The organism is Methyloversatilis sp. XJ19-49 (assembly GCF_024580145.1).
Taxonomy (GTDB): Bacteria; Pseudomonadota; Gammaproteobacteria; order Burkholderiales; family Rhodocyclaceae; genus Methyloversatilis.
In genome coordinates this window covers 60,353-75,637 of record NZ_JANINI010000004.1, presented here as the reverse complement: position 1 = coordinate 75,637, position 15,285 = coordinate 60,353, and the positions used below count along the sequence as shown (strand labels likewise).

The window sequence follows — 15,285 nt, the reverse complement described above, 5'->3', positions numbered from 1 at the left end:
TGCCAAGCTGGCGATAGCTTCACTGGAAAAGGGATTGCGGACTGTCCTACAGAAATCTGGATGATCCGCAGAAGTGCAGACCCGGCCATTCGGGCTGGCATGAAACATTCGGAGCATTGCGAATTGACGCTGGTATCCCGCATCAGGATCTACTTCCTGATCTTCATCATTCTCAGCACCGGCAGCTCGATGCTGGCCGCGTGGAGCATTCAGAAGAGCAATTATCACATTCAGCGACTGACTCTTTCTCATCAGGTTCTGGACGATTTTCTGCTGATCGAGAGCCACACCTATCAATTGTTCAAGCAATTCGGCGACGCATTGCTGATCGGCAATCAGGATATATCGGCTGAAACACGGCTATTGAGTCGTTCGATTCAACAGGATATTGAACGGGCGCGAACCGCGATTCGCGCCGAAATGAAATTCCTGCAGGCGCGGCAGAACGATGAGCACACGGAACTGGAGAAGCTTGCGGAGATCGAGACAAGGGTCAATCACCTGACCGCATCGCTGGAGAAGCTCGCCGAACGCCGGGTGAGCGGCAACCTGCGCACGAACTGGAGTGAGGTGTCGCGCATCCTCAATGCGGATATCGACCTCGGTTTCAGTCAGTTGATTCGCGATGTGATAGCAGGCGAATCTGCTGAGGTGCTGCGCGCGCGGGAAGCGGCCCATCGACAAGTGCAATTGCAACAGTCGCTCGTCGTGCTGTGCGCGCTCACTGCGCTGGGTACGGCCGTTTATGGCGCCCACCGATTCAAGCGGCTGATCACCGAGCCCGTGGAGCGGCTGGCCGAAGGGGTGAGGCGGTTCGCCGAAGGCGATATCCATACCCGTGTCGAATTGAAGGGCCGCGACGAGATTTCGAGCCTGGGTGCTGAGTTCGACGTCATGGCCGAGCGGCTGGCCGAGCAGACCCACTCGCTCGAACTGCAGAAGATGAGTCTGACGCGGGTCGTCGATCAGCGCACCGAACAGCTGGAGCAGCTGTTCAGGGAGCTGAAACGTTCCGAAGAAGCCCGCAAGCAGATGATCGCCGACGTGAGTCACGAACTGCGTACGCCGCTGACCATCATCAAGGGCGAAGCCGATGTGGCATTGCGCAGCCACGACACCGGTGCGGCGCCCTACCGCGAAGCCCTGGAACGTACCCGCGACGCGGCCAGCCACACGGCTCGACTGGTCGATGACCTTCTGCTGGTGGCGCGTGCAGAAAGCGGCGAACTCGCCTTGAAGGAGGAGGTGATCGACCTGGGCACGATCGTCGATGAGGTGACGCGCTACTTCGGTCGCGACACCACCGTGATCAAGGAGATCGAACCGGCGCCGATGATCGGCGACCCCGGACGCCTCAGGCAGGTGCTGCTGATACTGCTGCAGAACGCACGCAACCACGGCGGCCAGGCCGTTCGCGTCCGGCTGGCCGAGTTTCACCACGGTTACCGGCTGCAGGTCGAAGACGACGGCCCCGGCATGACCGACGACGAAAAGCAGTTTGCATTCATGCGCTTCTTTCGCGGCTCGAATGCTGCCGCGCGCTACAGCGAAGGCGCAGGGCTCGGCCTGCCGGTCGCTCAATCCATCGTCCACGCCCATTGCGGACAGATCACGCTCGGCGACGCGCCCAGCGGCGGGCTGCTTGTGGACATCACCCTGCCCTTCGGGCCGAAGCCGGAGTTTCTTGCATGAACATATTGCTGGTGGAAGACGAAACGCGCGTCGCGGACTTCATCGTGCGCGGCCTGCAATCAGAAGGCTGGACCGTCACCTGTGCCGGCGACGGCGAGCGCGGGCTCGAACTGCTGGCACAGACCGGTTTCGACATCGTGCTGCTCGACCTGATGCTGCCCGGCATCAGCGGACAGGAAACCTGTCGACGCATGCGCGCGCGCAGCCATTTCATGCCGGTGCTGATGCTGAGCGCACTGGATTCGATGAAGGACCGCATCGAAGGCCTGCACGTCGGGGCCGACGACTATCTGCCCAAACCTTTCAACTTCGACGAACTGGTGGCGCGCATCAAGGCCATGGTGCGGCGCGCGAACGCCTTCCGCGGCGCGGGCGATGTGCATGTACTCGAATTCAAGGGGCTGCGACTCGACACCCGCTCGGCCATCCTCTCCATCGAAGGTGAGGAAGTCGACATGACGTCCCGCGAAAGGGAAATCATGGCGCTCTTCCTGTCCAACCAGGGCAAGGTCTTCGCCCGGGAACGCATCCTCAACGCGATCTGGGGCGCCCAGAAGGATCCGCTGACCAATGTCGTCGATGTCTATATCGGCCGCCTGCGCAAGAAACTCGGGCCGCTGGGCGACGAACTCCAGACCGTACGCGGCCTCGGCTACCGCCTCGGACGATAACCGCGCAGGCGTCCGGCCGCCTCCCTCGATGGGCTGCGCCCCACACGCCACGTAGTATTTCGGCGGTATTGACCGCATAAGCTTGCCGTAAGGTAAGCGCCCTAGTATCCGGCACGCAGCAGTAAAGGGCGCCCGGCATCACGGTCAGAAAAGCTCCGGCACAACAGCCGCGGAGCCGGGTAGTTCAAAAAACATCGGAGGAGAAACACCCATGGAAAAAGGTAACAGTGGCTACTGGCAAGCCACATTGGGCCTGCTCACCAAGATCCTGATCGTCTGGTTCGTGGTGTCGTTCGGCGCCGGCGTCCTGTTCGCGGACGCACTCAACGGCATCAAGCTGGGCGGCTATCCGCTCGGATTCTGGTTTGCACAGCAGGGCTCGATCTACGTCTTCATCGCGCTGATCTTCTATTACGCCAAGAAGATGGGCGACATTGACCGTCAGTTCGACGTACACGAGGATTGATGCCATGGATCTGCAAACAACCATCTACATCGGTGTCGGCCTGAGCTTCGCGCTCTACATCGGCATCGCCATCTGGGCTCGTGCAGGATCGACGAGCGAGTTCTACGCTGCCGGCGGCAGCGTGCACCCGGTCACCAACGGCATGGCGACTGCGGCTGACTGGATGTCGGCTGCGTCCTTCATTTCGATGGCCGGCCTGATTTCCAACATGGGTTACGGCGGCGGTCTGTTCCTGATGGGCTGGACCGGCGGTTACGTGCTGCTGGCCATGCTGCTTGCGCCGTACCTGCGCAAGTTCGGCAAATTCACGGTGCCGCAGTTCATCGGCGACCGCTTCTACTCGAAGTCGGCCTCGATGGTGGCCGTGATCTGCCTGCTGACTGCATCGATCACGTACATCATCGGCCAGATGACCGGTGTGGGCGTGGCGTTCTCGCGCTTCCTCGGCGTGTCGTCCGAAACGGGCATCTATGTCGGCATGGGCATCGTGTTTCTGTACGCCGTGTTCGGCGGCATGAAGGGCATCACCTACACGCAGGTCGCGCAATACATCGTGCTGATCCTGGCCTACACGGTGCCGGCCATCTTCATTTCGCTGCAGCTCACCGGCATGCCGATCCCGCAACTGGGCCTGGGTTCGAACATGGTGGGTACCGACGTGTCGCTGCTGAGCAAGCTCGACATGGTAGTGACCGATCTGGGCTTCGGCCAATACACCACGACCACGGCGGGCTCGACGCTCAACATGTTCGTGTACACGCTGTCGCTGATGATCGGTACCGCCGGTCTGCCGCACGTGATCATGCGATTCTTCACCGTTCCGACGGTCAAGGACGCACGCAGCTCGGCCGGCTGGGCGCTGGTGTTCATCGCCATTCTCTACACGACCGCTCCGGCTGTCGCGGCGATGGCCAAGCTCAACCTGCACGGCACGGTCAATACGGCTGTCGTCAAGGGCGGTGACCTGTACGCCGAAGAGTCGAGCATCAAGGCCGATGATCGTCCGGACTGGATGAAGCGCTGGGAAAAGACCGGCCTGCTGAAGTTCGAGGACAAGAACGGCGACGGTCGCATCCAGTACTACAACGACAAGCCGAAGAGCGAAGAAGCGGCGGCGAAGGCCGAAGCGGCCGGCTGGAAGGGCAACGAACTGACGGTTAACGCCGACATCATCGTGCTGGCCAATCCGGAAATCGCGCTGCTGCCCAACTGGGTGATCGCACTGGTGGCTGCGGGTGGTCTGGCTGCGGCGCTGTCGACCGCTGCCGGCCTGCTGATGGCCATCTCGTCCGCCGTGTCGCACGACCTGATCAAGAACATCTTCGTTCCTGACATCAGCGAGAAGAACGAGCTGCTGGCCGGCAAGATCGCCATGGCGGTGGCCATCGTGATTTCGGGCTGGCTCGGTCTGAACCCACCCGGGTTCGCGGCCGGTACGGTGGCCCTGGCTTTCGGTATCGCGGCATCGTCGCTGTTCCCGGCCATCATGATGGGCATCTTCTCGAAGAAGATGAACAAGGAAGGCGCCATCGCCGGCATGCTGTCGGGTCTGGCCGTCACGCTGTTCTACGTGTTCGCGCACAAGGGCATCTTCTTCGTGAAGGGCACCGAGTACGTCGACATGATCGGCGGCGCGAACAGCTTCTTCGGCATCACGCCGGAAGCCTTCGGTGCCATCGGCGCGCTGGTCAACTTCATCGTTGCCTTCGCGGTGGACAAGGTGACCAAGGAGCCGCCGGAGCACATCCAGCACATGGTCGAAGCCGTGCGCATCCCGCGCGGTTCCAAGGCGGTGGACGGCGCGCACTGAGCACGCGGTTCATGCTGACCGGACCATCGGCCCGCCGCGCGGACTGATGGTTTAATGTGAGGCCTCGCCGGTCCTGCCGGCGGGGCCTTTTTTCTCCCGCATCCGCCGCGCAGGCCTGCCGGCGGAGCAGGTCAGGAGCCCGACATGGTTTTCGACATCAGCGTCGCAATGACGTGGATATTGTTTCTCGCGCTGTTCCCGATGGCTTTTTTCTGGCTGCGCCGCGCCTGGCGCATCATGGTCAAACGCGATTTCTCGGAAGTGGCGATCAAGCGCGGCGAGCCGCCGGCCGACGCCGTGCGCTGGGCACCGTATGAAATGACGATCAATCTGGTGGCCGGCATCGTCGTGGTGTTCGTCATCCTCGGCGTGGTCAGCGGTTCGCTGTCGTATGAAGTCTGGTCGGCCATCGCCGGCTCGACCATCTGGTGCAAGTTCTTCGCCAGCTTTGCGCTCAGCCGGCACGCCCACCTGCAGACCGGAAAGAAGACGGCCTGAGCCGACAGCACCGGGTCTGATCCAGCGCAAGGCGCCGGCCTGTCCCGACGGCTAGAGTGCAGCCTACAAGAGGCCCGCCGGACCCCGCGCGGGCTGCAGAAGGAGGAGATCACGATGACGCATCGCATCCTGATTGCGGTCGACGACCCCAATATGCGGATGTCGCTGGAATTCATGTTCCGGCGCGAAGGCTTCGACGTTTCGGTCACACAGGATGGCGAGGCCACGCTGGCCGCCGTCGCGGTGCAGCCGCCCGAGCTCGTTCTGCTCGACCTGAATGCCGCCGGCCACAGCAGCTTCGACGTCTGCCAGGCGCTGCGCGCGCAGGACGCGCCGTCCGGACCGCGCATCGTGCTGCTGAGCGCGAAGGGTCGCGACACCGACATCGCCAAGGGCCTCGCGCTCGGCGCCGATGCCTACCTGACCAAACCCTGTACCACCCGGGCGCTGCAGCAGCAGGTGCGCGCCCTGCTCGAAGTCACCGCGTGAATCCGCGCAACCGGCCGGATCGGCGCGTGCTGCTGGCACTGGCTGCGCTGGGCGGCGTCATGCTGCTGTGGGCGGCGGTCACCGCCGCCCTGGTCTGGTCGACGCTGGAGCCGGCCGGCCGCAGCGCGCTCGGTGAGCTTGCCGACAGCATGGCGGCGCTGGGCGGCCTGACGCTGCTGTTCGTGCTGCTCGGCGTTGCACCCGGCCTCAACGCGCTGGTGCGCCATTACATCAAACCGCCGGCGCGCCTGCTCGAAGAAGCCCGCACGCTGCTCGGCACCGACGCGACACGCGCGCCGACCGCGCAAGGCACACCCGACAACCGCGCGCTGGGCGAGGTCATCCTTGCGCTGGCGCAGCAACGCGACGCCCTGCGCGCCGACGTCGCACAGCAGGTGCGGGAGGCGAGCCGCTCGATCGACCAGGAGCGCAGCCGGCTCGCCGCGCTGATGTCGGAACTGACGCAGAGCGTCGTGGTGTGCAACCTCGACGGCCGCATCCTGCTGTACAACACGCGCGCCCGGCTGCAGTTCCGCGCGCTGTCGGATGCGCCCGGCGTTGCCTCGGGCGCCGAACTGATCGGCCTCGGGCGCTCGATCTACACAGTGTTCGACCGCAAGCGGGTGGCGCACGCGCTGGAGAACATCCAGCAGCGCCGGCAGCGCGGCGTGGTCAGTCCGTCGGCGCAGTTCGTCACCACCACGCGCGCCGGCCAGTTGCTGCGCGCCCAGATGACCGCGGTCACCCGTGCGCCTGATGACGGCGACGGCGCCTCGATCACCGGTTTCGTGCTGATGCTGGACAACATCACGCGTGAGTTCGAAGAAGAATCGGCGCGCGACGCGTTGCTGCTCGCGCTGACCGAAGGCAGCCGCGGGTCGCTCGCCAGCATGCAGGCGGCGATCGACATGCTCGACCTGCCCGATCTCGAGCCGGCGATGCGCGAGCGCTTCCAGACGGTGATCCGCGACGAGATCGGCGCGATGGGCGCGCGCCTGCATACGCTGGCCGACAACGCCGCAAAAGGGATCAAGACGCGCTGGCCGCTGGAAGACATGCTGGGCGAAGACCTGCTGTCGGCGGCGCAGCGGCGCATCGACGTGCCGGGCAGGCTGCGCGCCGGGATCGAAGAAGGCGATGAAGGCGGCGGCGCGCTGTGGCTCAAGGTGGACAGCTTTTCGCTGCTGCAGGCGCTGGCCTCGCTGGCCGAGCGGCTGGCCGACGAGTACGACATCCGCAGCGTGAGCCTGCGCCTGGGTCGCGCGGCGCAGGCCGGGCGGGCCCACCTCGACCTGATCTGGCAGGGCCAGACCATGAGCACCGAAACCATCATGGGCTGGCAGATGGACGACATGGTCAGCGGCGGCGAACGCTCGCCGCTGTCGGTGCGCGACGTGGTGGAACGGCACGGCGGTGAATTCTGGCTGGAGCGCGAGCGGGTGCGTCACCGCGCTTTCTTCCGCTTCCTGCTGCCGCTGGCGAGCGAGCGGGAACAGCTCGACGCGGCCGAATTGTTCCCGCTCGGCAGCCGGCCCGAGTATTACGACTTCGATCTGTTCCAGACCAGCGAATCCGGCTGCGCGCTGGCCGACCGTCTGCTCACCGAACTCACCTACACGGTGTTCGACACCGAAACCACCGGACTGAACCCGGGCGGTGGTGACGAAATCATCCAGATCGGCGCGGCGCGCATCGTCAATGGCAAGCTGCTGCGGCAGGAAAGCTTCGAACAGCTGGTCGACCCGCAGCGGCCGATTCCTGCAGCATCGATCCCGATCCATGGCATCACGCAGAACCAGGTGGACGGTCAGCCGACCATCGCCGCCGTGCTGCCGGCCTTCCATGCGTTCGCGCAGGACACCGTACTGGTCGCGCACAACGCCGCCTTCGACATGCGCTTCCTGCAACTGAAGGAAGCGGCCACCGGCCTGCGCTTCGAACAGCCGGTGCTGGACACGCTGCTGCTGTCGGCGCTGGTGCACCCGAATCAGGAATCGCACCGGCTCGAGGCCATCGCCGAACGCTTCAACATCACCGTCATCGGCCGCCACACCGCGCTCGGTGACGCCATCGTCACCGCCGAGGTGTTCCTGCGCCTGATTCCGCTGCTCGCGGAAAAGGGCATCCACACGCTGGGCGAAGCACGCGAAGCGGCGCAGCAGACCTATTACGCGCGGTTGAAGTACTGATCGGTCGTCGGAACGGCGGTCGGAGTTGCGGGCGGATGCGTCGCGCGCGGGTCGGGCGCATCGGCCACCACATAGCCCTGACTCAACGCGTCCACCAGCCCGCGTACCGCCGGCAGCAGGCCGCGGCGCGATGGAAACACCACGTGCGCGATGCCGCTGCGCGGTGCCCAGTGCGGCAGCACGTCGATCAGGCGGCCCGCTTCGATATCGTCGCGCACCATCATGGTCGGCAGCTGCGCGACCCCGACGCCGTGCAATGCGGCGCTGCGCAGTGCCGACAGGTCGTCGGTGACCAGCCGGGGCGTGTGCACCACCTGGGCGCTGGCACCGTCCGGCCCCTGCAGATTCCAGCGGTGGTCGCGCTGCGCCGGCCCCCAGGCGACGCTCGGCAGCGCCGACAGGTCGGCCGGCACGCACTGGCCGGCCAGCGGCTCGACCAGCCGCGGGTGTGCGACCAGCCGCTGGTGGCTGTCGCCCAGCACCTTCATCACGAGATCGGTGTCTTCCAGCGGCGGAAAGCGCACCCGGATGGCGAGGTCGAATCCTTCGCGGATCACGTCCACGCGGCGGTTCGTGCTTTCGACGTGGATCTGCACGCGCGGGCACTCGGCCATGTAGCGCGACAGGATGTCCGCCACCTGGTATTCGAGCAGCGCGGTCGGGCAGGCCAGCCGCACGATGCCCTGCGGCTCGGCGCGCGTGCGCTCGACCGCCTCCTGCGCCGCCTCGGCTTCGACCCGCATCGCCACGCAATGCCCGTAGTAGGCCTGCCCGATCTCGGTCACCGCGAAGCGCCGCGTCGAGCGCTGGATCAGGCGTACACCGAGGCGCTCTTCGAGCAGCGCGATGCGCCGGCTCAGTTTCGACTTGTGCAGGTCGAGTGCGCGCGCGGCCGGCGCGAAGCCGCCGTGCTCGACCACCCGGGTGAAGAAGTACAGATCGTTCAGATCCTGCATTGCAGTGGCCATCGCACCTTCCATCGTTCCACCAATGGAACGCTGAAGTGCCATTTTGCCATCTAGTGCATCGATTGTCCTGAATCTAGTATTCACCTCAACGCAGCACCCTTCCGACGGAACGCTGCCAACGAACGGGAGAAACACCATGAAGAAGATTTCAGGTCTGTACAGCGCACCGAAAGGTCACTGGGTCGGCGACGGCTTTCCGGTGCGTTCGCTGTTTTCGTATGACTCGATGGGCCGTCACGTCAGCCCCTTCCTGCTGCTCGACTATGCCGGCCCGGCCGAATTCGAGCCGTCGGACACGCCGCGCGGCGTCGGCCGCCATCCGCACCGCGGCTTCGAAACGGTCACCATCGTCTATGCCGGCGAGGTGGCGCATCAGGATTCGACCGGCGCCGGCGGCGTCATCGGCCCGGGCGATGTGCAGTGGATGACCGCCGGTGCCGGCATCATCCACGAGGAATTCCACTCGCCCGAATTCACCCGCCGCGGCGGTCCGCTGGAAATGGTGCAGCTGTGGGTGAACCTGCCGGCGCGCGACAAGCGCGCCACGCCGGGCTACCAGCATCTGGCGAAGACCGACATTCCGGTGGTCGAACTGCCCGGGGGCGCGGGACATCTGCGCGTCATCGCCGGCGAGTATCTCGGCCATCGCGGCCCGGCCCGCACCTTCACGCCGGTCGATGTGTGGGACCTGAAGCTGAAGGCCGGTGCGAACGTCGAACTGACTGTGCCGGACGGCCACACGCTGGCGCTGGTGGTGCTGCACGGCCTGATCCGCGCCAACGGCAGCCAGCCGGTGCGCGAGGCGCAGATGGCGCTGTACCACCGCGAGGGCAGCACCTTCTCGATCGCCGCAGACAGCGACGCCAGCGTGCTGCTGCTGGCCGGCGAACCCATCGACGAACCGATCGCCGGCTACGGCCCCTTCGTGATGAACACGAAGGACGAAATCCGCGAGGCGATCGAGGACTTCAACAGCGGGCGTTTCGAGGCAGCCGCGACCACCTGATCCATTTCACCCCTGCGCGCACCGGGCGCGCAGGGTTCTCACCGCCGGACGCCTTGCAGGCTGACGGCCCTCAACCGCAAGGAGAATGACATGAACACGCCCTACAGGAAGCTGGACAAGGACAACGCCGTGATGCTGCTGGTGGACCACCAGGCCGGCCTGCTGTCGCTGGTGCGCGACATCGATCCGGACAAGTTCCGCAACAACGTGCTGGCCACCGCCGACCTGGCGAAGTACTTCAAGCTGCCGACCATCCTGACCACCAGCTTCGAACAGGGCCCGAACGGCCCGCTGATGCCGGAGCTGAAGGAGATGTTCCCGGACGCGCCCTACGTTGCTCGGCCAGGGCAAATAAACGCCTGGGACAACGAGGACTTCGTCAAGGCGATCAAGGCCACCGGTCGCAAGCAGCTCATCATCGCCGGCGTGGTCACCGAAGTGTGCGTCGCCTTCCCGGCGCTGTCGGCGATCGAGGAAGGGTTCGACGTGTTCGTCGTCACCGACGCCTCCGGCACCTTCAACGACATCGCCCGCCATTCCGCCTGGGACCGCATGTCGCAGGCCGGCGCGCAACTGATCAACTGGTTCGGCGTGGCCTGCGAACTGCACCGCGACTGGCGCAACGACGTCGAAGGCCTGGCCACGCTGCTGTCCAACCACATCCCCGACTACCGCAACCTGATGACCAGCTACGCGGCGCTGAAGGGCTGAAGGCACTCCGGCGCAGAGACATGCGCTCGCGAGCCGTGCAGGCTGTGTGGGCGTTATCCCTGTGAGGCTGCCCCTGTGGGGAGTGCCCTTGTGGGCACTGTCCCTGTGGGCACTGTCCCTGTGGGCACTGTCCCTGTGGGCACTGTCCCTGTGGGCACTGTCCCTGTGGGAGCGGCGGCCTCGCCGCGATTGATGCCGCGATGATCGTTGATCAACGCGCCGATCGCGGCGAGGCCGCCGCTCCCACAGGCCGCCGCTCCCACAGGCCGCCGCTCCCACAGGCCGCCGCACCAACAGGCCGTCGCTCCCCCAGAGGTCGCTCTCACCGGATCACCACGGGTGGAATCCGGCCGTGCTGTCGCAATCCGCCGGACTGAGCGATCATCCCCCCGCCCCATCCCCGGCGAACCCGAAACCACCGCGATGCGAAAAACCGCCCCTTCGAAAGCGGAAACCGATCTGTTGCCCGTATTTCCCGGCGTGCCGCCGGACTGCATCCATGTGCCGGCGACGCCGGCTGCCTTTGCGGCGGCGGCGGCCGACATCCGCGCGGCGCGGCAGGTCGGCTTCGACACCGAGTCGAAACCCACCTTCAAGCCGGGCGAGGTGAGCAGCGGCCCGCATGTGGTGCAGTTCGCGCTGACCGATCGTGCGTACGTGTTCCAGCTGCATCATCGCGACTGCTGGCCGGTGCTGGCCGAGCTGCTGCATGACGAAGAGGTGCTGAAGATCGGCTTCGGCCTGTCGTCGGACCGCTCGCAGGTGCTGGCCAAGCTGGGTGTGGTGCCGCGCGGACTGGTCGATCTGGACCGCGTGTTCCGCAAGCAGGGCTACAACAACTCGATCGGCGTGCGCGCGGCGGTCGGTGTCGTGCTGGGGCAGAACTTCCGCAAGTCGAAGTCGGTGACCACGTCGAACTGGTCGCTGCCGGTGCTCACGCCGGCTCAGGTGCTGTACGCCGCGAACGACGCCTGGGCGGCGCTGAAGGTGTTCGAGGCGCTGCAGCTGCCGGCGGACGATCCGCTGTTCCGCGGCTGAAGCCCGCATTCAGCGAGACGCAGCGGTTGGCGTCGCCCTACAGCACCGGCGCCAGCCAGCGCTTCATCACCGGCTCGGGCAGGCCCTTGCGCGCCGCCAGATCGGCGACCTGGTCGGGGCCGACCTTGGTGATCGCGAAGTACTGCGCGTCAGGGTGCGCCAGGTAGAAACCGCTGACCGCAGCGGTCGGAAACATGGCGTAGCTTTCAGTCAGCGACACACCGATGGCCGCTTCGACATCGAGCAGTTTGAACAGGTCGCCCTTTTCGGTGTGGTCGGGGCAGGCCGGGTAGCCCGGCGCCGGGCGGATGCCACGATACCTTTCGGCGATCAGTGCAGCGTTGTCGAGCGTCTCGTCGGCGGCGTAGCCCCAGTCCTCGCGCCGCACGCGCGCGTGCAGATACTCGGCGAAGGCTTCGGCCAGCCGGTCGGCCAGAGACTTCAGCATGATGCTGCTGTAGTCGTCGTGGGTCTTCGCGAATTCGGCCAGCTTCGTTTCGATGCCGATGCCGGCGGTCACGACGAAGGCGCCCGCCCAGTCGGCCACGCGGCTGTCGCGCGGCGCGACGAAGTCGGACAGGCAGAAGTGCGGCTTGCCGGCCGGGCGTTCGTGCTGCTGGCGCAGGTTGTGCCACACCATCGCCGTGTTCAGGCGCGTGTCGTCGGTATAGAACTCGATGTCGTCACCGTTGCTGTTGGCCGGCCACACGCCGAACACGGCGCGAGCGGTCAGCCACTTTTCGTCGATGATCCGCTGCAGCATGGCCTGCGCGTCGACCAGCAGCTTGCGCGCCTCGTCGCCGACCACGGCGTCGTCGAGGATGGCCGGATACGGACCCGACAGCTCCCAGGTCTGGAAGAACGGGCTCCAGTCGATGTAGTCGACCAGCGCCGCGAGGTCCTGGTCGACGATGACCTGGCGGCCGGTCTTCGACGGACGCACGGGAATGACGTCACTGCCCCAGCCGCAGCAGTAGGCGTTGCCGCGCGCCTCGTTCAGCGACACCAGCTTCTGCCCCTTCTTGGCGGCGTGCTGTTCGCGGATCTTCACGTAGTCGGCGGCCACGTCGGCGGCGAAGCCGGCGCGCTGGTCGATCGACAGCAGGCTGGTCGCCACGCCGACCGCGCGCGAGGCGTCGGGCACGTACACGACCGGATGGTCGTAGAACGGTGCGATCTTGATCGCGGTGTGCGCGCGCGACGTGGTCGCGCCGCCGATCAGCAGCGGAATGTCGAAGCCTTCGCGCTTCATTTCCGACGCGACATGGCTCATTTCCTCGAGCGACGGCGTGATCAGGCCGGACAGGCCGATCACGTTCGCCTTGTGCTCGCGTGCGGCGGCGAGAATCTTCTCGCACGACACCATGACGCCGAGGTCGATCACTTCATAGCCATTGCAGCCCAGCACCACGCCGACGATGTTCTTGCCGATGTCGTGCACATCGCCCTTCACGGTCGCCATGACGACGCGGCCCTTGGTTTCGCCGACCTTCTTCGATGCTTCGATGTAGGGCTGCAGGTGAGCCACCGCCTGCTTCATGACGCGCGCCGATTTCACCACCTGCGGCAGGAACATCTTGCCGGCGCCGAACAGGTCGCCGACGTGGTTCATGCCGGCCATCAGCGGGCCTTCGATCACGGCCAGCGGCGGCTTGCCTTCGGCTTCGAGACGCGCGCGCACCTCTTCGGTGTCGTCGACGACGAATTCGGTGATGCCCTTGACCAGCGCGTGCTCCAGCCGCTTGTCGACCGGCCACTCGCGCCAGGCCAGATCCTTCTCGTTCTCGCGCGCCGAACCCTTCACCGTGATGGCGAATTCGACCAGCGCCTCGCCGGCCCCCGGGCTGCGGTTGAGCACCACGTCCTCGACCTTGTCGCGCAGCGACTGCGGAATGTCTTCATACACGCCGAGCTGGCCGGCGTTGACGATGCCCATCGACAGGCCGTTGCGGATCGCGTGGTACAGGAACACCGTGTGGATGGCTTCGCGCACCGGGTCGTTGCCGCGGAACGAAAAACTGACGTTCGACACGCCGCCCGAGGTCTTGGCGTACGGCAGGTTCTGCTTGATCCAGCCGACCGCCTCGATGTAATCGACCGCGTAGTTGTCGTGCTCGGCGATACCGGTGGCGATGGCGAAGATGTTCGGGTCGAAGATGATGTCTTCCGGCGGAAAGCCCACCGTTTCGGTCAGCAGCGTGTAGGCGCGCTGGCAGATTTCGGTCTTGCGCGCATAGGTGTCGGCCTGGCCCTTTTCATCGAAGGCCATGACGATGACCGCTGCGCCGTAACGGCGCGCCAGCTTCGCCTGACGCAGGAATTCGGCTTCGCCTTCCTTCATTGAGATCGAATTGATGACGCCCTTGCCCTGGATGCACTTCAGGCCAGCTTCGATGACCGTCCACTTCGACGAATCGAGCATGATGGGCACGCGCGAAATGTCGGGTTCGGAGGCGATCAGCTTCAGGAAGCGGTCCATCGCGGCGACCGAATCGAGCATCGCCTCGTCCATGTTGATGTCGATGACCTGGGCGCCGTTTTCGACCTGCTGGCGGGCGACTGCCAGCGCGTCGTCGAAGCGGCCTTCGAGAATCATGCGCGCGAAGGCCTTCGAGCCGGTGACGTTGGTGCGCTCGCCGACGTTCACGAACAGCGCGTCGGCACCGACGTTGAAGGCCTCCAGCCCGGACAGGCGCAGCTTGCGTTCGATCTCCGGCACGCGGCGCGGCGCGATGCCTTCCATGGCTTCGGCGAACGCGCGGATGTGGTCAGGCGTGGTGCCGCAGCAGCCGCCGACGATGTTCAGGAAGCCGGATTTCGCCCACTCGGCGATGTGCTTCACCATGTCGGCCGGCGATTCGTCGTACTCGCCGAAGGCATTCGGCAGGCCGGCGTTCGGGTGCGCCGACACGTGTGTGTCGGCGATGCGCGACAGCTCTTCGACGTGCGGCCGCAGTTCCTTCGGGCCGAGCGCGCAGTTGAAGCCGAACGAAATCGGATTGGCGTGGCGCAGCGAGTTCCAGAACGCCTCGCCGGTCTGGCCGGACAATGTGCGGCCGGACGCGTCGGTGATGGTGCCGGAAATCATGACCGGCCAGCGGCGGCCTGCTTCGTCGAAGAACTTCTCGACCGCGAAAATGGCGGCCTTGGCGTTCAGCGTGTCGAAGATGGTTTCGATCAGCAGCAGGTCGGCGCCGCCTTCGGTCAGGCCGCGCGCGGAGGCGACGTAGTCATCCACCAGCTGGTCGAAACTCACGTTGCGGTAGCCCGGGTCATTCACGTCGGGCGACAGCGAGCAGGTGCGCGAAGTCGGGCCGAGCACGCCGGCGACGAAGCGCGGCTTGCCCGGGTCTTTCGCCGTGTATTCGTCGCACACCTCACGCGCCAGGCGGGCGCCGTTGAAATTGATTTCGTGCACTACCGACTCCAGGCCATATTCGGCCTGCGAAATCACGGTGGCGTTGAAGGTATTTGTTTCGATGATGTCCGCGCCGGCTTCCAGATAGGCGGCGTGGATGCCGCGGATCACGTCGGGCCGCGTCAACAGCAGCAGATCGTTGTTGCCCTTCAGATCTTTCGGATGATGCGTGAAGCGCTCACCGCGATAGTCCGCCTCGACCAGTTTGTGCCGCTGCACCATGGTGCCCATCGCGCCATCCAGGATCAGGATGCGGCGGGTCATCAGGCTTTTGAGCAGGTCGGTGCAGTCGGGGCGAATCATCTGGGTCTCCGTGGTGCGGGGCGGTC

The 15,285-nt window shown here is 65.4% G+C and carries 12 protein-coding genes; 10 read left to right on the top strand and 2 right to left on the bottom strand.

Annotated features, from left to right (window positions below; all coding sequences use genetic code 11):
- The first annotated feature begins 60 nt into the window (after positions 1-60).
- From NMQ16_RS06550 to NMQ16_RS06520, 7 genes are all read left to right on the top strand, one after another.
- Positions 61-1,692 (top strand): cell wall metabolism sensor histidine kinase WalK, encoded by a 1,632-nt coding sequence (locus NMQ16_RS06550; protein WP_257079716.1) that lies wholly within the window; start codon positions 61-63, stop codon positions 1,690-1,692.
- Positions 1,689-2,363: a response regulator transcription factor gene (locus NMQ16_RS06545; protein ID WP_257079715.1), complete on the top strand. Its 675-nt coding sequence runs from the start codon at positions 1,689-1,691 to the stop codon at positions 2,361-2,363. The genes NMQ16_RS06550 and NMQ16_RS06545 overlap by 4 nt, the downstream gene beginning before the upstream one ends.
- 211 nt (positions 2,364-2,574) lie before the next feature.
- The gene (locus NMQ16_RS06540; protein WP_257079714.1) at positions 2,575-2,829 is read left to right on the top strand and encodes a DUF4212 domain-containing protein; all 255 of its coding nucleotides are present in this window, start codon (positions 2,575-2,577) and stop codon (positions 2,827-2,829) included.
- Positions 2,830-2,833: 4 nt separating this feature from the next.
- Complete coding sequence (locus NMQ16_RS06535) at positions 2,834-4,639, top strand: sodium:solute symporter family protein (protein ID WP_257079713.1); 1,806 nt, start codon at positions 2,834-2,836, stop codon at positions 4,637-4,639.
- A gap of 144 nt (positions 4,640-4,783) precedes the next feature.
- On the top strand, positions 4,784-5,137 hold the full coding sequence (locus NMQ16_RS06530) for a hypothetical protein (protein ID WP_257079712.1): 354 nt from the start codon (positions 4,784-4,786) through the stop codon (positions 5,135-5,137).
- 114 nt (positions 5,138-5,251) lie between these two features.
- Entirely contained in the window at positions 5,252-5,626 is a 375-nt protein-coding gene (locus NMQ16_RS06525) for a response regulator transcription factor (RefSeq protein WP_257079711.1), read from the top strand.
- Entirely contained in the window at positions 5,623-7,815 is a 2,193-nt protein-coding gene (locus NMQ16_RS06520; protein ID WP_257079710.1) for an exonuclease domain-containing protein, read from the top strand. The genes NMQ16_RS06525 and NMQ16_RS06520 overlap by 4 nt, the downstream gene beginning before the upstream one ends.
- On the opposite strand, the gene NMQ16_RS06515 is transcribed toward NMQ16_RS06520, so the two are convergent.
- Positions 7,794-8,771 carry a LysR family transcriptional regulator gene (locus NMQ16_RS06515; protein WP_306441721.1) on the bottom strand — a complete coding sequence of 326 codons (978 nt, stop codon included), beginning with the start codon at positions 8,769-8,771 and terminating at the stop codon, positions 7,794-7,796. The two genes, NMQ16_RS06520 and NMQ16_RS06515, sit on opposite strands and share 22 nt — an antisense overlap.
- Positions 8,772-8,919: 148 nt before the next feature.
- Between NMQ16_RS06515 and NMQ16_RS06510 the strand changes: the two genes are divergently transcribed.
- The 3 genes from NMQ16_RS06510 (at position 8,920) to NMQ16_RS06500 (ending at position 11,538) form a co-directional block, all read left to right on the top strand.
- Positions 8,920-9,789: a pirin family protein gene (locus tag NMQ16_RS06510; protein ID WP_257079708.1), complete on the top strand. Its 870-nt coding sequence runs from the start codon at positions 8,920-8,922 to the stop codon at positions 9,787-9,789.
- A 90-nt stretch (positions 9,790-9,879) separates the two neighbouring features.
- Entirely contained in the window at positions 9,880-10,500 is a 621-nt protein-coding gene (ycaC, locus tag NMQ16_RS06505; protein WP_257079707.1) for an isochorismate family cysteine hydrolase YcaC, read from the top strand.
- 462 nt (positions 10,501-10,962) lie between these two features.
- The gene (locus NMQ16_RS06500) at positions 10,963-11,538 is read left to right on the top strand and encodes a 3'-5' exonuclease (protein ID WP_257079706.1); all 576 of its coding nucleotides are present in this window, start codon (positions 10,963-10,965) and stop codon (positions 11,536-11,538) included.
- 37 nt (positions 11,539-11,575) lie between these two features.
- Here NMQ16_RS06500 and metH read toward each other — a convergent pair whose 3' ends face one another.
- The gene (metH, locus tag NMQ16_RS06495) at positions 11,576-15,259 is read right to left on the bottom strand and encodes a methionine synthase (RefSeq protein WP_257079705.1); all 3,684 of its coding nucleotides are present in this window, start codon (positions 15,257-15,259) and stop codon (positions 11,576-11,578) included.
- Positions 15,260-15,285: the final 26 nt, after the last annotated feature.